This is a genomic window from Streptomyces sp. NPDC059092 (genome assembly GCF_042756365.1).
In the GTDB taxonomy this organism is placed as follows: Bacteria; Actinomycetota; Actinomycetes; order Streptomycetales; family Streptomycetaceae; genus Streptomyces.
This window is the reverse complement of record NZ_JBHZEJ010000051.1, coordinates 1-17,103: the sequence shown is the minus strand read 5'-3', so window position 1 is coordinate 17,103 and position 17,103 is coordinate 1. Positions and strand designations below refer to the sequence as shown.

General features: G+C 71.1%; 18 protein-coding genes. 7 read left to right on the top strand and 11 right to left on the bottom strand.

All coding sequences use genetic code 11. From position 1 onward, the window contains the following. Positions 1–241: 241 nt before the first annotated feature. A complete protein-coding gene (locus tag ACFXPL_RS25770) occupies positions 242–1,009 on the bottom strand; it encodes a hypothetical protein (protein ID WP_384923919.1) in 768 nt (255 codons plus the stop codon). Between the two features lie 234 nt (positions 1,010–1,243). Here ACFXPL_RS25770 and ACFXPL_RS25765 point away from each other — a divergent pair, with 234 nt between their 5' ends. Then, on the top strand, positions 1,244–2,041 hold the full coding sequence (locus ACFXPL_RS25765; protein ID WP_384923917.1) for an SAM-dependent methyltransferase: 798 nt from the start codon (positions 1,244–1,246) through the stop codon (positions 2,039–2,041). Between the two features lie 664 nt (positions 2,042–2,705). Here the strand turns inward: ACFXPL_RS25765 and ACFXPL_RS25760 are convergent. Together ACFXPL_RS25760 and ACFXPL_RS25755 are read right to left on the bottom strand one after the other, a co-directional pair. After that, positions 2,706–2,897 carry a DUF397 domain-containing protein gene (locus tag ACFXPL_RS25760; protein WP_384923915.1) on the bottom strand — a complete coding sequence of 64 codons (192 nt, stop codon included), beginning with the start codon at positions 2,895–2,897 and terminating at the stop codon, positions 2,706–2,708. Then, positions 2,897–3,796, bottom strand: coding sequence for a helix-turn-helix domain-containing protein (locus ACFXPL_RS25755; RefSeq protein ID WP_384923913.1), 900 nt, complete (start codon positions 3,794–3,796; stop codon positions 2,897–2,899). The genes ACFXPL_RS25760 and ACFXPL_RS25755 overlap by 1 nt, the downstream gene beginning before the upstream one ends. A gap of 237 nt (positions 3,797–4,033) precedes the next feature. On the opposite strand from ACFXPL_RS25755, the gene ACFXPL_RS25750 reads away from it, so the two are divergent. Next, on the top strand, positions 4,034–4,468 hold the full coding sequence (locus ACFXPL_RS25750) for an ATP-binding protein (protein ID WP_384923911.1): 435 nt from the start codon (positions 4,034–4,036) through the stop codon (positions 4,466–4,468). Positions 4,469–4,562: 94 nt separating this feature from the next. Here ACFXPL_RS25750 and ACFXPL_RS25745 read toward each other — a convergent pair whose 3' ends face one another. Continuing rightward, complete coding sequence (locus ACFXPL_RS25745) at positions 4,563–5,309, bottom strand: DUF4232 domain-containing protein (RefSeq protein WP_384923909.1); 747 nt, start codon at positions 5,307–5,309, stop codon at positions 4,563–4,565. Between the two features lie 177 nt (positions 5,310–5,486). Here ACFXPL_RS25745 and ACFXPL_RS25740 point away from each other — a divergent pair, with 177 nt between their 5' ends. Beyond that, entirely contained in the window at positions 5,487–7,007 is a 1,521-nt protein-coding gene (locus ACFXPL_RS25740) for a helix-turn-helix domain-containing protein (protein WP_384923907.1), read from the top strand. An 85-nt stretch (positions 7,008–7,092) separates the two neighbouring features. Here ACFXPL_RS25740 and ACFXPL_RS25735 read toward each other — a convergent pair whose 3' ends face one another. Further along, complete coding sequence (locus ACFXPL_RS25735; protein ID WP_384923905.1) at positions 7,093–7,926, bottom strand: M55 family metallopeptidase; 834 nt, start codon at positions 7,924–7,926, stop codon at positions 7,093–7,095. A gap of 114 nt (positions 7,927–8,040) precedes the next feature. Further along, positions 8,041–8,544: a MarR family winged helix-turn-helix transcriptional regulator gene (locus tag ACFXPL_RS25730; RefSeq protein WP_384923903.1), complete on the bottom strand. Its 504-nt coding sequence runs from the start codon at positions 8,542–8,544 to the stop codon at positions 8,041–8,043. A gap of 128 nt (positions 8,545–8,672) precedes the next feature. On the opposite strand from ACFXPL_RS25730, the gene ACFXPL_RS25725 reads away from it, so the two are divergent. From ACFXPL_RS25725 to ACFXPL_RS25715, 3 genes are all read left to right on the top strand, one after another. Further along, on the top strand, positions 8,673–9,188 hold the full coding sequence (locus tag ACFXPL_RS25725) for a YceI family protein (RefSeq protein ID WP_384923901.1): 516 nt from the start codon (positions 8,673–8,675) through the stop codon (positions 9,186–9,188). Between the two features lie 74 nt (positions 9,189–9,262). Beyond that, on the top strand, positions 9,263–10,060 hold the full coding sequence (locus tag ACFXPL_RS25720; RefSeq protein WP_384923899.1) for a maleylpyruvate isomerase family mycothiol-dependent enzyme: 798 nt from the start codon (positions 9,263–9,265) through the stop codon (positions 10,058–10,060). A 163-nt stretch (positions 10,061–10,223) separates the two neighbouring features. Further along, positions 10,224–10,892: an ATP-binding protein gene (locus ACFXPL_RS25715; protein WP_384923897.1), complete on the top strand. Its 669-nt coding sequence runs from the start codon at positions 10,224–10,226 to the stop codon at positions 10,890–10,892. Here ACFXPL_RS25715 and ACFXPL_RS25710 read toward each other — a convergent pair. The 5 genes from ACFXPL_RS25710 to ACFXPL_RS25690 all read right to left on the bottom strand — a co-directional run bounded on the left by ACFXPL_RS25710 (position 10,861) and on the right by ACFXPL_RS25690 (position 16,283). Next, positions 10,861–13,029, bottom strand: a complete 2,169-nt coding sequence (locus ACFXPL_RS25710; RefSeq protein ID WP_384923895.1) for an FUSC family protein — start codon at positions 13,027–13,029, stop codon at positions 10,861–10,863. The genes ACFXPL_RS25715 and ACFXPL_RS25710 overlap by 32 nt on opposite strands. A 122-nt stretch (positions 13,030–13,151) precedes the next feature. Beyond that, positions 13,152–13,406: a DUF2630 family protein gene (locus ACFXPL_RS25705; protein WP_384923893.1), complete on the bottom strand. Its 255-nt coding sequence runs from the start codon at positions 13,404–13,406 to the stop codon at positions 13,152–13,154. Positions 13,407–13,481: 75 nt separating this feature from the next. Then, positions 13,482–14,498: an endonuclease/exonuclease/phosphatase family protein gene (locus ACFXPL_RS25700; RefSeq protein ID WP_384923891.1), complete on the bottom strand. Its 1,017-nt coding sequence runs from the start codon at positions 14,496–14,498 to the stop codon at positions 13,482–13,484. 261 nt (positions 14,499–14,759) lie between these two features. Further along, positions 14,760–15,290 carry a hypothetical protein gene (locus tag ACFXPL_RS25695; protein ID WP_384923889.1) on the bottom strand — a complete coding sequence of 177 codons (531 nt, stop codon included), beginning with the start codon at positions 15,288–15,290 and terminating at the stop codon, positions 14,760–14,762. A gap of 72 nt (positions 15,291–15,362) precedes the next feature. Beyond that, on the bottom strand, positions 15,363–16,283 hold the full coding sequence (locus tag ACFXPL_RS25690) for a hypothetical protein (protein WP_384923887.1): 921 nt from the start codon (positions 16,281–16,283) through the stop codon (positions 15,363–15,365). Positions 16,284–16,637: 354 nt separating this feature from the next. On the opposite strand from ACFXPL_RS25690, the gene ACFXPL_RS25685 reads away from it, so the two are divergent. Further along, the gene (locus tag ACFXPL_RS25685) at positions 16,638–17,009 is read left to right on the top strand and encodes a hypothetical protein (RefSeq protein ID WP_384923885.1); all 372 of its coding nucleotides are present in this window, start codon (positions 16,638–16,640) and stop codon (positions 17,007–17,009) included. The last annotated feature ends 94 nt before the right edge of the window (positions 17,010–17,103 follow it).

The window sequence follows — 17,103 nt, the reverse complement described above, 5'->3', positions numbered from 1 at the left end:
GGGCTGCTTACGGATCGAGCGGAGAGACGAGGCAGCGGCCGGACCGGTTGTAAAGAGATGGCAAAGTCGCCGGAGGGATGTTCCGGGGCGGGCGTCAGGCGGTGACGATCTCGGTGAAGCGCCGGGTGTCGATGTTGCCGCCGGAGGCGATCAGGCCGATCCGCCGGGCGCGGTGCTCGACGCGACCGGAGACCGCCCGCCCCGGGCCCGGCCTCCGCCGACGGCCCGGGGCGGGCGGGGTTCAGCGCACGTCGACGTAGTCGCCGGTGGCCGTGGTGCCCGCGGTGGTGGAGGTGCCGGTGAACTTCCAGCGCCAGTAGCCGTCCGAGGCCGCCTTCACGGTGGTCTTGAGGCTGCCGGACCCGTTGGTCTTCACCGTCTTGACGAGGGAGTAGGTGCTGCTGTCCTTCTTACGGAACTCAAGCCGTACGGACTGGGATCCGTAGCCCGCGTACTTGTTCGTGTTCCAGTCGGCGCGGGTGAGCTTGCCGGTGACGGTCAGCGTCTTGCCCTTCTGCACCGGCTCCGGGGACGCGTCGACGGCCAGTTGGGCGGCGCGCTTCACGGGGACGGTCGAGTAGTAGTCACCGTAGAGGTCACCGTCCTTGCCGAACGCCTGGGCGTGGACCCGCCACGTGCCCGCCTGCACGTTACGGAACCACTCGGCACGCGGGTCGATGGTGAGGGTGGCCTTGCAGGAGTACCGCGACTTCCCCGCGGACGTGCAGGTGGCGGGCTTCTGGTAGAAGTTGTAGTGCGGATCGTCGTGCTCGATGGCCAGGTCGGCCTCCTTGATGCCGGAGTCCTCGGTGACGGTCGCCGTGACCGTGAAGGACTTCTTCGCGCTGGTGCCGACAACGATGCTGCTGCCGCCGTTGGCGACCACATCGCTGATCGACAGGTTGTCCTTCGCCGCGAACGCGGCCGGCGCGGTGAAGACGGAGAAGGCCAGAGCCCCCGTCGTGACGGCGGCCACGACAGAGGTGGCGGTGGTGGCGCGTACGCCCATGAATCCCCCTCGGGAACCGCGGCACGCCCGGTCTCCCCACCCGGCGTGCCGCTCGGTGTGCTGGAAAAGACCTTGATCGTACAGAGCGCGTACGTCGCCACCGGACCTGCCTGGAACGGGACTTCGGGGGTGGGGCCGATCCGCGGGCGTGGACGGGTTCGTTGTCCCCGTGCGCGGGAATGGCCGTATTCACGGTCGCGAAAGCGGAAACTCGAACACTCCGAGGGGAAACCGATGAGCAGCCACGACGACCTGACACAGGACCTTGATCTTCAGCCCGAGAAACCGCATTCCGCGCGGTTCTGGAACTACCTGCTGGGCGGCACGGACAACTTCGAGGCGGACCGCGAGCTGGGCGAGCGGATGAAGCGGGAGTGGCCCGGTGCCGTCGATCTGGCCCGCGCGAGCAGGGCGTTCCTCGGGCGGACCGTCCGTCATCTGGCCGCCGAGCACGGCATCCGGCAGTTCCTCGACGTCGGAACCGGCCTGCCGACCGCCGACAACACCCACGAGGTCGCCCAGCGCGTCGCTCCCGACGCCCGGATCGTCTACGTCGACCACGACCCCATCGTGCTCGCGCACGCCCGCGCCCTGCTCACCAGCACCCCGGAGGGCGCGACCGACTACATCCACGGAGACCTGACCGACCCGGACAGCGTCCTGGCCCACGCGGCACGGACCCTCGACCTCGACCGGCCGGTCGCGCTGATGCTGCTGTCCGTCATCGGCCACATCCCCGACCCGGCCGACGCCGCGAGGCTGGTACGGGCGTACACGACCCGTCTGGCGCCGGGCAGTTGCCTCGTCCTGTGCACCACGATCTCGACACCGGAGGCCGACGCCGCGAACGAGACGTACGCGGCCTCGGGCACCCACCCCTACGTCACCAGTACCGCCGGGCAGATGGCGGCGTTCGCCGACGGCCTCACCATCCCACCGCCCGGACTCGGTCCCATCAACCGCTGGTACCCCGAGGACGGGACGACGGCCCCGGACGTCGAACAGTGGGGATACGTCGCCCACAAGGAATGACCGGCCACGTCGCGCCCGCCGGTCCGCACGCCGTGCGGAATGCCGCTCACCGTCCGGCGGTGAGCGCGCCACCGCCCGCAGCGGTTGCCACCCGCCGGCGGGCGCGGCTCCGTACGTCGCCACTCCGCCTCCCCCGAGATCCTCCCGACCAGTCGTGCAAGAGGCAGCGAATCAGTGGACGGCGCCGAAACGGTCAGCACCTCCGATGCCACCACGCCAACTCCGGATCTGACATGGGCTCGTGATGCGTTCGCCCGAGCAACACCATGTCCAGGCGCTCGATCTCCGCTCGGAGTTCGGTGGCGGCCCGAGGCGGAAGCATGAACAGAGCCTCTTCCAGCTTGTCCCGAGCCCAGCCTTCGCAGCACGGGCAGGCGAACTCTGCCTCCCACCGACTCCAACGGCGCTTGGTGCCGTGGACGCGCACAGACCATACGCTCAGCGCCACTGACACGATGCCCGGAGACAACCGCTCCCGTTCGAGCATGCGGACGGCGGCATTCGCCGCCCCCGACAGACCCGGGACATCGCGATACCGGACCCAGGGGCTTCTCCAGCCGCGTTCCCGCGGTCGAAGTGAAGCTGGTGATCTACGCGGCACGGCCCCTTCGGATACACATCATGTGGTGCACCTTCCCACGGTCCAAGATCGGCCGGGCAGGACCTAAGAGCCGGACGCCACGTTTGTGTTGACGGTCGCGGCGAAGGCGGACCAGGCGGCGGGGGTGAGGAGGAGGACGGGGCCGGTCCGGTTCTTGGAGTCGCGGACGGCGACCGTGCCGGGTATGTTCCGGGCGACTTCGACGCAGTCGGTCTGACCGACGCTGTAGCTCGACTTCTTGAACTGGAGCAGCACTACTTGCTCGTCTCCTTGCGTACGTTGTCGATGAACCGAGCTGACTCGCGCGGCGAGAGACTTGCCTCGGCTGTCCGGTCGAAGAGGTTGGCGAAGCTGGCGCCCTCTTCCGCGTTCTCGATCCAGATGAGGGAGCGAGGAGTCTCCACGTACGCCAGGTCCAGTGCCTCGTCCTCCCCGAAGGAGAGGATGCTGAACGGACCGCCGATACAGGGGTGCCGCCCCGCCTCGAACGGCAGCACCTGAAGCCGGACATTCGGGAGTTCCACCACCTCGCAGAGGCGGGCGAGTTGTTGCTTCATCACTTCTGGTCCGCCCATCTGCTGCCTCAGCGCAGCTTCCCAGACGACGGCGTGAATCTGTAGAGGGTCGGCGCTGTGGAGCCGTTCCTGTCGTTTCATGCGCGTCGCGACGACATCGTCCATCCGGTCCATGTCGTCCCAGGTCACCTCTGCCGTACCCAAGGCGCGGAGGTATTCGGGTGTCTGGAACAGCCCAGGGATCAAAGCCATTTGCCACTGCCTGATGCCGTACGCCGCGTCTTCCAAGTACAGGTACTCGACCGGTGTGGTGGGTGTGGTGGTGCTGATCCACCACCCCTTGGCCTTGCGTCGCTCGCGGTCCAGCCGCGCCAGTTCCAGCAGCCAGCCCACGACCTTGGGGTCGTTCACACCGTAGGACTCGCAAAGGATCCGGATGTCCGGGTCCCGCATCGGTACCCAGCCGCTCTCCATCTTCACGAGTTTCGAGTTCGTCGCGTTGATCACGTCACCGGCCTGCTGCTGGGTCTTACCGGCCGCGATACGCAGGCGCAGCAGCTCACGTCCGAGCTTGCGTCCCAGAACAGTCGAGACCCGATTGCCCAGTTGACTCGTTCTCTTCACGCTCTCAGTGTCCACCCGAGGACCCTGCGTAGTCGACCCGGGTTCACTCGTTGGAGACGAATGTCTCCGATTGCCTTGCGCCCGAGACTCGTGCATCGCTACTTTCGGTGCTCATTCGCTCGCACTGTGGAGTCGCCTGGTGGAAGTGCACCGCCGCGCCTTCCCCCGGAAGGGGGACGGCGCAGCGGCATCGCCACTGCCATGCGCGCCCTCGTACGGGCAGATCCCGACCGCACACGGAGGTGCGTGTTCATGACCGCTGCGCAGGAAGTTCCGGCCCCGGGACCCGAGTTCGGGGCCGTCCTTCAGGTGGATTCGCTGGACTACACGCCGGTCGCCGGCAGTGTGTCGCTGGCCCGGTGCCGCGCCGGGCGGCTGGTGGGCGAGTGGGGGCGGCCCGAGCTGTCCTGGTCGGCGGCGCTGCTGGTGAGTGAGCTTGCTACGAATGCCTTGCTGCACGGGTGTCTGCGGGACCGGTTCTTCCGGGTGCGGCTCGCCCTGACTGCCACGATGCTGCGTATCGAGGTCACCGATCCGCGCGGGGAACGGCTGCCGACGCCCCGGGCAGCCACCGACGAGGAGTGCTTCGGCCGGGGGCTGCTGATCGTGGAGCAGGTCGCCGACCGCTGGGGAGTTGAGCCCCGTACGGTCGGCAAGACCGTGTGGTGCGAACTGTGGACGCGCTGAACGTCCTTCACCGCGTCCACCGCGTCCACCGCGTCCACCGCGTTCACCGCGTCGGCCCGAGCGGCCCGCCTGCCGCCGGAGCGGAGACGTGGGTTCACCAGCTGATGGCGTCGTCCATCGACTGCTGCCAGTACGTGACCTTGAGCGAGTCGTCGATGTACACGCCCTTGGCGGGCAGTGCGGGGGTGGCGACCGAGCCGACGCTCTCACTGCCGGAGCGGTCCCAGAAGGAGATGGCCAGGGACTTCTCCGTGGTGCCGTTTGAGCCGCTGCCGTCGGTGGCGGACAGGGCCACGGCGGCGTAGCCGGACTGGCCCGGCTCAAGCGTGACGACCGCCTGCGGCTGGGATTCCTCGATGACCGGCGGCACCGACTGGGCCTCGCCGAAGGCGACGGCCGGGTAGGTGTACAGGAAGCAGGTGTTGCTGCCGGTGTTGGTGACCGTGAGGAGCATGTGGTTCACCGGGCGGGTCAGCGGGGCCGCGACCGTCTTGGTGTTGGATCCCTCGCAGGTGACCGTCTTGCCGGAGGAGGCGGGGGCATCCCCGGCGGGGGCCTGCGCGGCCGGCTTCGAGGCGTTGGAGCCCTGCTTCGCGTCGCCGGAGGAGGAGCCGGTGTCCGAGGAGCCGTTGTCGGACGAGCCGTTGTCGGACGAGCCGGAGTCGGACTCCTTCGACGCGGGAGCGTTCTTGTCGGGCGAGGTGGTCCCGGTGGAATCCGTCGACGCGCCCTCGTCGACCACACCTGTTCCGTCCTGGCACGCGGTCAGGGAGAGAGCGGCGAGTGCGACGGCCGCCGCGGTGGTCACAAGGCGGGCACGGGAGCTACGGATGCGGGACATGCGGTTGTACCCCTTGGGTGTTTGGATGGGTGTGGTGTTTGGATGACCGAAGCTTGTGGGCTGTTCCGTCCCAGCCGCCACGCATAGCGCGGAGTTCGGGACGCTGGAACGCTGGAACGGGCTCTGAACAGGGGAAACACGCTGCCCCTGGAACGCGTGAATGGGACAGGGACAGGGATGACAGAACGAGTGCCGGACGCGACACGGTCGGGGAGAACGGATGAGTTCGCGGCGCGGCTGCGGGAGCTGAAGGACCGCTCGGGGCTGAGCTACGGGGCGCTGGCCAAGCGGCTGCACATGAGCACGTCGACGCTGCACCGCTACTGCAACGGCACCGCGGTGCCCCACGGGTACGCACCGGTGGAGAGCCTCGCGCGGGTGTGCCGGGCAACGCCGCAGGAACTGGTGGAGCTGCACCGGCACTGGATCCTGGCGGACGCGGCACGAGGGGGCAGGCCGGAGCAGGTGGCGGCGGCCGGGGTGGCTGAGGTTGCCGAGGAGGGGGACGCGGGGGACGCGGATGACCGTGCCGGGGATCCGGCCCCGGCGATGAGGCCGGGTTCTGCGCCGACGCCGGGGTCTGGGCCGACATCGAGTTCGGCCGCGGTGCCGCCGGCTTCCACGCCGGAATCGGCCGGCGCGGCGTCAGTGCGGCGGCAGGGCACGGACGGTGAACCGGTTGTCGTCGACCCGCTCGTCGCCGATCCGGCCTCCGTCGATCCGGTTGTCGTCGACGTGCCGCGCGAGCCCGCGCCGTCCCGGCGTGGCCGCACCGCGCTGATCGCTTCCTCCGCTGCCGCCGCCGTACTGGGAGCCGTGGTGCTCGCCGTCAATGTGCCCTTCGGCGGGGGAGCGAAGGCCGCCGGGGGCGAGCGGCCGGCCGGTGCCACCGCCCCGGCCACCGGCCCGGCGGGCGCCACAGAGCCGTCGACGGCAGACTCCACCACCCCTTCTCCGAGCGGTAAGAGCCCCGGCCCCTCGGTATCCGCGTCCGCCACCGCATCCGGCGGGGTCAGCCCCAGCGCCTCGAAGGGCGGTGACAAGGGGGGCGCGGCCGAGCCCGGTAGGGGCGGCGCGGATGAGCCTGCCGGTGACAGCACCGCCGCACCGCTGAACGTCGCTGTCAACCCCTACTACTACGAGGACCCGTGCAGTCAGCATTTCCTCGTCGACAGTGAACCCGAGCAGGTCGGCCCGCCCGCGTACGAGCCGGAGGCGCCGCACTGGGCCGCCGTGTACGGCGCGGTCTCCTCGGGGGTGCAGCGGGTCGCCCTGACCGTTCAGGGCAGCGGGCGGGGCACGGTCGTCCTGAAGGAACTGCACGTACGTGTCGTCACCAAGCGGGCACCGCTCGCCTGGAACGACTACGAGATGGGGAACGGCTGCGGCGGTGGCGTCGAGACCAAGTCCTTCGACATCGATCTCGACAAGGGCAGTCCCACGGTGACCGTCAAGGGCGGCCAACGCGACTTCCCGTACAAGGTCAGCGAGTCCGATCCGGAGGTCTTCTACATCACCGCGCGCGTCAAGGCGCACGATGTCCGCTGGGATCTCAGCCTGGACTGGTCGAGCGGCGGCCGCAGCGGCACCGTGCACATCAACGACGACGGCAAGCCTTTCCGCACGAGTGCCCGTACCGGCCGGCCGGAATACATCTACCCCTTGGGCGGCAGCGAGTGGATCAAAAACGAACAATGACCGGCCCCGCGCGACCGCGGCGGCCGGGTGTCCCGGTTCCGGCGTTCACGCCCCGCGGAACTGGGGGCTCCGCGGGACCGGGGCCCTATCCGGGCTTGATGGAGGAGAGCTGTACGAGCAGGAGGACCAGCCGGTAGGCGTCGGTGAACTCGTCGACCGTGAAGGTGACCGTGCGGCCCCCGTCGCCTCCGGCGCGTGAGACGCCGGGGATGAGCGTCGCCAGGTCGACCGAGACCGGGCTGTAGAGGTCGACCTCGACATCGAACGGTCCGTCCAGGACGAGCGGCGGAACCGCCGCGCGTCGGGCGATGGCCTCGGCGGCGGCGCGGCGCAGCCGCTCGCGGGCCTCCTCGGGGTGCAGGGCGACAGCGGCGGCCTGTCCGAGGGCCTGTTTGACGGGAACGGTGACCGCGGTGGGGGCCAGTTCGCGCAGTTCGGCGCAGGCGGTGTCGTCACCGCTGAGGAGTACGACCGGTACCCCAAACGCCCCGGCCAAGGCGGCGTTGAGGCCGATCTCGCCCAGGGAGCGTCCGGCCACCCGTACGTCGAGGATGGCGTCGCTCATGGTGTGCGCGAGTACGGCGGGCCCGACACCGGCACGGGCGTGACAGCCGATGAGCAGCACCGCGTCGGTGGCCTCGTCGAGCCCGCCGAGCATGCCCAGGGGGCGCGGCTTGCCCCGTACCAGACAGGCCCGCCGGTCGAGTTCCTCCGGCAGCAGGTTACGGAACGGCCCGTGCGCGTCGGCGACCCACACCACGGCGGTGGGATCGGCGTCGAGGACACCGGCGATCACCGCGTTCGCCTCGGCCGTCATCAGCGCCCGGCCGCGCTCGTAGTCGTAGCGATCCGGATTCGTCTCGGTGGGGTGCACCACCCCCGAGATGCCCTCCATGTCAACCGATATCAGCACCTTCATAGTTCACGGAGCTTAGGCGCACGGCGAACTGTCACCTACGGGTTCCGGCGCGCCGGAGTGGCGTGCCGGCGCACGGGACGCCACTCCCGCGGCCGGGCGCCGGGGCCGGGGTGCTCAGTCCCCCGGAGCGTTCTCCGTCCGGGTCTGCGGCAGCAGCCCGCAGAGCGCGGCGCGCTGGGTGGGATCGATGTCCTCGGTCAGGGCCCGGGCGACGGTGGCGGCCAGGGCCGGGAACTCTTCGCCCAGGACGCGGCGGGCCTTGTCGGTGAGGGCGACCTCGACGCCGCGTTTGTCGCAGGAGACGGAGCGGCGGGTGACCAGTCCGGCGTGCTGGAGGCAGGCGACCTGATAGGTCAGCCGGGTCTTGGGGCGGCCGAGGAGTTCGGCGATCCGGGTCATCCGGAGGCTTGCCTCCGGCTGGTCCGCGAGCAGGCACACCACGAGGAACTCGTCGTGCGAGACCCCGAGGGCCTCCTTGACCTGCGAGCGCAGCCCCTGCTCGATCACGCCGGCCGCGGCCAGGAGGTGCATCCAGGCGCGTAGCTCGGGTGGTAGCAGCGCGTCGCCGCGCGGCGAGGTGCACTCGGGCGCGGCTGGGTGGTCGGAGGGTTCCTGCATAGCCACGATTCTAACGGTTGTCCAATTTTGGAGAAGTAGGTTGTTCATATTTGGATTACGGGCTACGGTGACGTTGTTCAAATTTGGATGACCGATGCCCTGTGCCGCCCTTCGTCAGGAGCCCTCCCATGACCGTCGCCGTCGAACCCGGGCTGTGGCAGCTCGACCAGGCCGCCTCCGTCGTCGCCGTACAGCAGAAGACGATGTGGGGCCTGGTCACCGTCAACGGGACCTTTACGTCGGTGAGCGGCCAGGGCGAGGTCCTGGCCGACGGTTCCGCCCAGGGCGCGATCACCGTCGACGCCGCCTCCCTCGACACGAAGCACGCCAAGCGTGACAAGCACCTGCGCCACGCCGACTTCTTCGACGTCGACAGCCACCCCGCCCTCACCTTCGCCGTGCAGGGGGCCGGGCTCCGTTCCGACGACACCGTCGAGGTCGAGGGCCGGCTCACCGTGCGCGGCGTCACCCGGCCCCAGGCGCTGGTCGCGCGTGTCGTCCGGGCGGACGGCGGTGCGGTCGCCCTGGAGGTCGAGTTCACCGTCGACCGGCTCCAGTTCGGGGTGGGCGGGAGCCAGATGGGCATGATGCGCGGCCTGACCACGGTCACCGCCACGCTTCGCTTCACCCACGCGGTAGCCTGACCGGCTCCGTACCCTTTCCCCTTGTTTCGCTCCCCTTTCACGTTTCTGCCACGCTGGTAACGGAGACCACTGCAATGACGACCGACCGTGCCGACCTGACGATCAAGGCCCTGCGTACCGGGCACGACGAACTGGCTTCCCTCGTACGCGGTTTCACCGAGGACGACCTCGCTCGCCCGTCCGGGGCCTCGGAATGGGACGTGTCGCAGGTGCTGAGCCACCTCGGAAGCGGCGCCGAGATCAGCCTCGCCGTCCTCGAAGGCGCCCTGAACGGCACGGGCAGCCCCGACGGTGACTTCAACCCCTCGGTCTGGGCGCGCTGGGACGCCATGACGCCCGCCGAGCGGGCCGCGGGCTTCCTCGAAGCCGACGAGGTGCTGGTCCTGCGGTACGAGGGCCTGGACGCGCCGGCCCGCGCCGACCTCCGTATCGAACTGGGCTTCCTTCCCGCGCCGGTCGACGTGGCCACCGCGGCCGGCCTGCGGCTCTCCGAGTTCGCGCAGCACGCGTGGGACGTCAGGGTCGGCTTCGACTCCACGGCGACCCTGGCGCCCGAGGCGACCGAACCGCTGCTCGACCAGACCGCCTCGCTCATCCATTTCCTCGCCAAGCCGGCCGCACTCGACGGCCGCCAGGTCGCGCTCGCCGTCCGCCTCATCTCCCCGGACCGCTCCTTCGGCCTCGACCTCGGTGACGCCGCCACGATCGGCGACACCCCCGCCCAGCCGGACGCTCTCCTCACCGCCCCGGCCGAGTGGTGGCTCCGCGCGGTCACCGGCCGCCACGCGCCCGACCACACGCCCGCCTCGGTGGTGCTCACCGGCGACGCGATCACCCTGGACGACCTGCGCCGCGTCTTCCCCGGGTTCTGACCTGGAGGCGGGGCGTCGGGCGGTGCCCGGAGTGACTTCGGGCGGGTCCCCGGGGTGACTTCGGGCGGGTCCGGCGCGGTTTCGGGCGGGACCCGAACGGAATCCGGATCGAGATATTCGGGCCGGAAAACGTAAATGTCCTGTTACGGGGAAGTTCCTTCCCATGAATCACGACGCCCCCATGAAGCAGGACGACGAACAGCGCGATCCGCAGGGCCAGTACGTCACTTTCCGGCTCGCCAGTCACCCCCGTAGCGTCGGCCGGGCGCGCCATGTACTGCGGGCCCGGATCGGGTTGGCCGGGGACACGGGCGCGACCGCGGCGCTGCTGCTGTCGGAGCTCGTCACCAACGCGCTGCGGCACGGCAGTCCGCCGGGCCGGGAGATCGCCGTCACCCTGTTCCGCGCCGACGGGCTGTTCCGGGTGGAGGTCGAGGACGCGGGGGAGTCCCTGCCGAGTCCGCGCGTTCCGGGGGCGGACGACGAGTGCGGGCGGGGGCTGGCGCTGGTCGCGGCGCTGGCCGACGACTGGGGCGTGGCGCCGCGCCGGGGGCCGGGGAAGCGGGTCTGGGCGCTGCTGAAGGTGCCGGGCGCGGGCGAGTCGGGGGTCTCGGGCGGGATCGTGGCAGGGATCGAGCCGGGGCTCTCGTCGGGGATCGTGGCAGGGATCGCGCCGGGGGTCTCGTCCGGGATCGCGCCGGGGGTCTCGTCCGGGATCACGGCGGGGGTCTCGTCCGGGATCGAGGCGGGGGTCTCGTCCGGGGCCACGCCCGGGATCACGCCGGGAACCCCGCCCGGGGTCACGCCGGGGGATTCGATGCGCGACCGGTGAGGCCCGTGCGGCGCTGCGGGGAGGCGATGGCGCGTGCGCCCCGTACCTCCTGGCGCAGCGGGGCCAGTACGCCCTTCTCATCGCCGCCGAGGTCCGCCCGTACCTCCACCAGGACGGCGCTCGACCGCATACCGTCCGCCAGTTCGCGCAACTGGCGTTCGATCGCGGCGATCTCGGCGGGGGCGGGCGGCGGGGCGCCGTGGTCGACGCGCACCCGGGCCGCCGTCGTGGCGTCCACGACGCGTTCGACGGCGACGAGCAGCGGCCACCAGGCGCGGGCGCGCGTGCCGGTGGGCGGCGGTTCGGTCAGGGCGCGCTGGAACTCGGTGCGGACGACGGACAGGTCGCGGTAGATACGGCGGCGCGTGCGGACCCGTTCCGTACGGTCGGCGTCGGGCGGCGCGGCGAAGGCGCACCGTACGTACTCCGCCGTCTCCTCGACCGCGTCCGCCAGCCGGTCCCCGATCCGGGTGTGCCAGCTCTCCGGCCAGAGCAGGTACCCCGCGATCAGGGCGATCGCGCACCCCATCATCGAGTCGACGAAGCGCGGGAGCAGCAGGCCGGAGCCCTCATGGCTGAGGAGGTCGGAGAGGAGCAGGATGACGGGGGTGATGGCCGCCGTCTGGAAGGCGTACCCCTTCGCCGTCATCGCGGGCACGATCCCCGCGATGACCAGCATCACCGCCACGTCCCACCAGCCCCGTGCCACGTGCGAGAGGATCGCCGCCGCGACGACGAGCCCGGCCACCGTGCCGAGGGCGCGCAGCACCGCCCGGGAGAAGACCGAACCGTAGTCCGGCTTGAGGATGAAGGTGACGGTGAGGGCCACCCAGTAGGAGCGCGGTACGGGGATGAGGGACACCAGCGCCTGGGAGAGCCCGATGCAGAGCGCGAGGCGCAGTCCGTACCGCCAGGAGTCCTCGGAGAGCAGCACGTCGCGGGTGGCGCGGCGGGCGCGGACGCGGAGGGCGGCGGGGCGGCCGAGGCGGTCGTCGACGTTGTTCGGGTCGGGCTCGGAGTGGTGCACGACGGACGTGGCGTGGCGGAGCGCGGCGTCGACGGCGCGCTCCGCCGAGGTGGCGCCGGGCCGGTGGGGGCGGTCGTCCGTGCCGTCGGCGGCGCGCGGGCGCCCTTCGGCCACGGCGTCCGCCAACTCCCGTACGGCGGCGGGGACGGCGGCCGGCAGCGGACGGCCGTGCAGATGGGCGGCGGGGGCGGCCTCGACCAGCGGGATGACGACGTTGAGCTGGGCGAGCAGCCGTACGAGGGGTTCGGAGCGGCCGTGCTCGCGGGCGCGGCGGGCGAGGACCAGGTCGTACGCCTCGTTGAGGGAGTCGGTGACGGCCTGACGCCTCGTGTCGTACGCGTCCTGTCCCGGAGGCCCGCCGGACTCCCGGTGGCCCGCCGCGGCGAGGAGGTCGGCCACGGCGCGGTACGTACGGGCGACGGCGGCGCGTTCCGGGTCCAGGCCGCGCAGGGGCCAGGCCAGCAGGGACAGCAGGAGGATGAAGAGCCCGCCCAGGGTGAAGAGCAGCGGCGCCACCCACCAGGGCTCGGGCATCGCCAGTCCCGCGCCCAGGACGGCGAAGAGGAGGAGCTGGAGCCCCGAGGACGAGGCGACCGCGCCGATGGAGGACATCATCCCGGAGACGAGCGCGAGCAGGGTGAGAACGCCGACGGCCCACCAGCCCCGGTCGAAGACGAGCGCGCCGAGCGTGACGCCGACGGCGCCGAAGAGCTGGGGGACCGCGATGTAGAAGATCCGCATCCGGTACGCGTCCGCGGTGTCGCCGATGACGCCGTACAGGGCGCCCAACGAGGCGAGCGCCCCATAGGCGGGCTGATCGACGGCGAAACCCACCGCGAGGGGGACGGCCATACCGACGGAGGCACGGGCGACGGCGGCCCACGGGATGGGCGCGGGGCCGGGGCGCAGGCCCGCGAGCAGCCAGGGGGGTGCGGTGGGGCGGCGCGGCGAGGGCGGGCTCGCGCTGCTCCGGCCGTTGGGCAGGCCGTTGGCCGGGCCGCTGTTCCGGCCGCTGTCCCGGCCGTTGTCCTGGCCCTTGGTGGGGCCCTTGGTGGGGCCGTCGGTCCGGTCGTCGGCCGGGTCGTCGCTCGGGTCGGAGTGTTCTCCCATGGCGCCAGGGTGACGTACGGGGCCGGGCGGGGCCGACACCGGTGCCCGGCCCGGCCCGGCGCCCCACCCGCGCGTACGGCTACGGATGCGGCCGGGCAGGCGGACGCGGCTGTGGCCGTGGACTACGCCTGGTAACCCTCGACCTCGCTCGCCGGCCGCACCCGCGCCTCGTCCGGGTTCTCCCCGAACTCCGACTTGGCGCGGCGCTGGCGCAGCAGGTCCCAGCACTGGTCGAGCTGGACCTCCACGGAACGCAGCCGCGTCTCCTCCTCCGGCGCGAGACCGAGCCGGCGGGTCGAGCGGTCGCGCAGGGTGCGTTCCTCGGCGACGAGCGTGTCGATGTTCCGCAGGATGTCGGCATTGGGTTCGTCGTTCATGTTCCGATCGTCACGCCGGGCCGCCCCGCCCGCACGTCGAGCTGTCGAGCCGTCGTGGCGCGGGTGGCGGCGCCGTCAGCGCAGTTCGAGGCCGACGAGCAGCGACCGGTGGTCGGTGTCCGCCAGGTCCAGGAAGCGGGCGCTCCGTACCGAGAAGTCGTCGCTGACCAGGACGTGGTCGATCTGCGCGCCCAGCGGACGGGGCAGGTCGGTGGGCCAGGACGGGGTGCGGCCCGCGCCCGCCAGGAGCGCGCTGTCGCGCAGCCCGCCCGCGTCCAGGACGGCGCGGAAGGTGGCGTGGTCGCGGGTGGCGTTGAAGTCGCCCGCGAGGATCAGCGGGGTGTCGGCCGCGTGCTGCGCGGCGGCGAACGCACGGATACGGCCCAGCTCCGTATGCCAGTCGTCGACCATGCCCGGGATGGGCGGCAGCGGATGGGCGAGCTGGAGCCGCACCGTACGGTCCCCGATGCGGGCCGTGGAGCCGGGCATCGCGAGGAGGCCGGGGATGCGCGCGGTGTCGGTGAGCGGGAAGCGGGAGAGGATCGAGGACCCTTCGGCGCTGCTGGCCTTGACGACGTTCCGGTACGGGTAGTCGGCCTCGGGTATCCGGTCGTCGAGGAGTTCCACACAGCGGAACTCGCATTCCTGGACGAAGACCAGATCGGGCTTCTCGCGGCGGATCACGTCGATCAGGCCGCGGGTGCCCAGCCCGTACTCGACGTTGGAGGTCAGCACCTTGAGCGTGACGGGCGCGGTGCCGGTGCCGGCGGTCCCTGACGCGGACGCGGCCTCCGTGTCGTACGGCCGCAGGAACCACCCCGCGCAGCCGACCACCACCAGCGCCCAGACCACCCCGGCGCGCCAGCGCAGCAGCGCGGTGAGGAGCAGGGCGACGGCGGAAGGGACGATCAGCCAGGGCAGGAACGCGAGGAGCTGGGGTACGGGGGTGACGCCGTCACTGCCCAGCGCGCGGCAGCCGAGGAGGACGGTGGCGGCGAGGAGGAACAGACCGACGGCCCCGGTCAGCAGGCGCTGGAGGAGGGGGCGGGCGACGGGCGGTGACGGTGTGTTGGTGTTGTCCGCGCCGTTCAAGGGGGCCTCTCGCACTCTGCCTGCTGGGAGTGCTCATCTTCCCTCAAGCCTTACGGGCCCACGACGCACACGTGTGGACCACGGCGGATCACGGCGCGTACGCGTGGGGCACGGCGCTGTGGATCACGGGCGTGCACGCGTGGGTCACGACGCACAGGCGTGGGGCACGGCGCGCACACGCGTGAAGGCGGGAACAGCGACGACAACCGCTGTTCCCGCGTGGATGGTTGGGTTTTCTGAGCTGCTCGGGGTGCCGGACCGTCAGGTTCTCGCGCCCGACCCGGCTCGTGCTCCGGTATCGAGAGCGCCCCGGTCGTTGGCCAGCGCCCAAATGATGAACGCCGACAGCGCTATGCCCACGACGGCCCAAACCGGCTGGTGTGGCAGATACATGAACTGCGCGATCATGTTCAGTGCCGCAAGTCCTATACCCGCGTACCGCGCCCACCTGGCCCGTGCGAGGAGTGCCATACCGACGAGGGCGAGCAGAACGCCTATCGCCAGATGGATCCAGCCCCACGACGTCAGGTTGAACGAGTAGGTGTAGCCGGCGGTGTTGAGGAAGGCGTTCCTCCTGATCGCCGCTATCCCCTGGAGAATGTCTGTCGCTCCGATCACCAGCAGAAGGACGCCGGCGAAGAAGCTACCGCCAATTGCCCAGGCGGCCTTCCTTTCCGCATGGGCTCCGGTGCCGGTTCCTACGCCGGTGGTTCCCATGCCCATTCCAGTACCAGTACCTGTGCCTGTGCCCATGCCCGTGGTGGGGGGCCGCTGTGCTGTGTTCTGGCTCATATCCCCATGGTGCTCCAAATGGAACAAAAGGGACATTCGGCTGGGTGGTATCGGCATAAAGATTTAGTAAAGTCAGGCGTGGCGGCTCTGGGGGCCCGCGTCACGGCCCGTGCGGCGCCGCTCCCGGCGGCGCGTGAGGGGCCCCGTCAGCCACGCGGCCAGGGCCAGCAGCAGCCCAGCACCCAGCAGAGACCAGCCGGTGATGCGGAGTGAGCCGGTCAGCGCGTCGTAGAACGCGGCGCCGGCCGACCGGTCACCGTTGGCCGGCAGGTCCTGGAGTACGGTCCCCCGCGCCACCGCGACGACCACGATGAGCAGCGCCCCGCCCGCCGCGACCGCGAGGCAGGCGCCGGTCAGCGCCCGGCGCCTGCGGCCGGCCGGGGCGATGAGTACGGCCGCCGCCGCGATCAGCGCCGTTCCGACGGCCGGCCAGATCCCGGCGGCGCGCAGCCCTTCGGCGACCTGGCGCCAGACGCCGAGCCCATTGGCCTTCAGAACGACGATCCGGGTGTCCCGTACGGGGATCCGGTCCGCGAACGGCACCCCGTCGGCCACCAGTTGGGCCTTCACCTGCCGGACCACGGGCGCCAGATCAAGGGTCACGGCGTTGCCCCGCCCGCTGGTCAGCGCCTGTTCCACCGTGGAGTGGGCGGCGCGTACAGCGGTCCGCCAGGCGTTCTTGAACGCGTCGGACTCGGTGAAGGACAGCACGGCGTCGTGCGCCAGACCGCGCATCGCCCTCTGTACGTCCCCCTGCAAAGGGCCCACATCGAGCCCGCCCCTGTCGATCTCCGACATGACCTGCTCCGTGATCCGGTCCGCGAGGGCCGTCCGCACGGCGGGGTCGGAGCTGAGCGGCGCGGTCGTGGCAACGAAGCGGTGGGTGTCGCCCACCTCCAGATCGGACCAGGCGGCGACCGCGCTGAGGGGGGTGAGGACCGTCAGCAGGAGGATCAGCGCCAGGGAGAGGGAGTTCCGGTGGTTGGTCCGCACCCCTCAAGGGAACGTGGACCGGCCGGACCGCGCGAGCGGTGCGCCGCCGACCCGGTGAGGAGGGAAGGGGGCCAGGAGGGAACGGGAGGAAAGAGGAAGGGACGGGAGAAAATAAGGAGAAAACAGGGAGAAGCCGGGCTTGACGGGCGCGAGGGGCGGGTGTGCTCTGGAGAAGTGGGGGCGTGGGGGGTGTGAGGGAAGGAGTTCCCGGCCATGGCCACACCTGTTCTGCCCGGACGGCACGGCGGCGGCGCGCCGCTCCGTACGCAAGGGGCGCACCGTAGGTACGAACCATCGGGCGCTCACGGCGCTCACGGCGCTCACGGCGGTCGCGTCGCTCACGGCGCCCATGGCGTGCGTTCCGGGCGCAGCGGCCGGCGCGTCTCCCCACTCACCCTCGGCGTACCGCTCTTCCTGGGCATCGCCTACGGCGCGTACGCACAGGCCATCGCGCGCAGCGGCGGCCCCGCGACCTGGGGGCAGCTCGCCCTGGCGCTGATCTCCGGGGCGGCCTTCGCGCTGCTGCTCTTCGGACTGCTCAGGGTGGAACACGCCCTGCCGCGTGAACTCAGGGCGGCGGCCTGGGGCGTGCTGGTGGGCGGGTCCATCGGCTTCCTCTACAGCCTCACCGGGCACAGCGTGCTGCTGTCCTCGGGGATCGGCCTCGCGATCGGCGCGGGCACGGTCATCGCCACCTTCTACCGCTTCTACACGCGAGAACCCTGAGGCCCGAGCGGTACCGCGATACCGCTGAGCTGCCGCGCGGCCTGTTATCCCCGGGGTACCTTTTATCCGTTGAGCGACGGCGCTTCCACAAGCC

Bases quoted from the DNA above. Each gene is read 5' to 3' on its own strand.
- ACFXPL_RS25770 (WP_384923919.1), bottom strand. From the start codon at position 1,009: ATGGGCGTACGCGCCACCACCGCCACCTCTGTCGTGGCCGCCGTCACG.
- ACFXPL_RS25765 (WP_384923917.1), top strand. From the start codon at position 1,244: ATGAGCAGCCACGACGACCTGACACAGGACCTTGATCTTCAGCCCGAG.
- ACFXPL_RS25750 (WP_384923911.1), top strand. From the start codon at position 4,034: ATGACCGCTGCGCAGGAAGTTCCGGCCCCGGGACCCGAGTTCGGGGCC.
- ACFXPL_RS25745 (WP_384923909.1), bottom strand. From the start codon at position 5,309: ATGTCCCGCATCCGTAGCTCCCGTGCCCGCCTTGTGACCACCGCGGCG.
- ACFXPL_RS25740 (WP_384923907.1), top strand. From the start codon at position 5,487: ATGACAGAACGAGTGCCGGACGCGACACGGTCGGGGAGAACGGATGAG.
- ACFXPL_RS25735 (WP_384923905.1), bottom strand. From the start codon at position 7,926: ATGAAGGTGCTGATATCGGTTGACATGGAGGGCATCTCGGGGGTGGTG.
- ACFXPL_RS25730 (WP_384923903.1), bottom strand. From the start codon at position 8,544: ATGCAGGAACCCTCCGACCACCCAGCCGCGCCCGAGTGCACCTCGCCG.
- ACFXPL_RS25725 (WP_384923901.1), top strand. From the start codon at position 8,673: ATGACCGTCGCCGTCGAACCCGGGCTGTGGCAGCTCGACCAGGCCGCC.
- ACFXPL_RS25720 (WP_384923899.1), top strand. From the start codon at position 9,263: ATGACGACCGACCGTGCCGACCTGACGATCAAGGCCCTGCGTACCGGG.
- ACFXPL_RS25715 (WP_384923897.1), top strand. From the start codon at position 10,224: ATGAATCACGACGCCCCCATGAAGCAGGACGACGAACAGCGCGATCCG.
- ACFXPL_RS25710 (WP_384923895.1), bottom strand. From the start codon at position 13,029: ATGGGAGAACACTCCGACCCGAGCGACGACCCGGCCGACGACCGGACC.
- ACFXPL_RS25705 (WP_384923893.1), bottom strand. From the start codon at position 13,406: ATGAACGACGAACCCAATGCCGACATCCTGCGGAACATCGACACGCTC.
- ACFXPL_RS25695 (WP_384923889.1), bottom strand. From the start codon at position 15,290: ATGAGCCAGAACACAGCACAGCGGCCCCCCACCACGGGCATGGGCACA.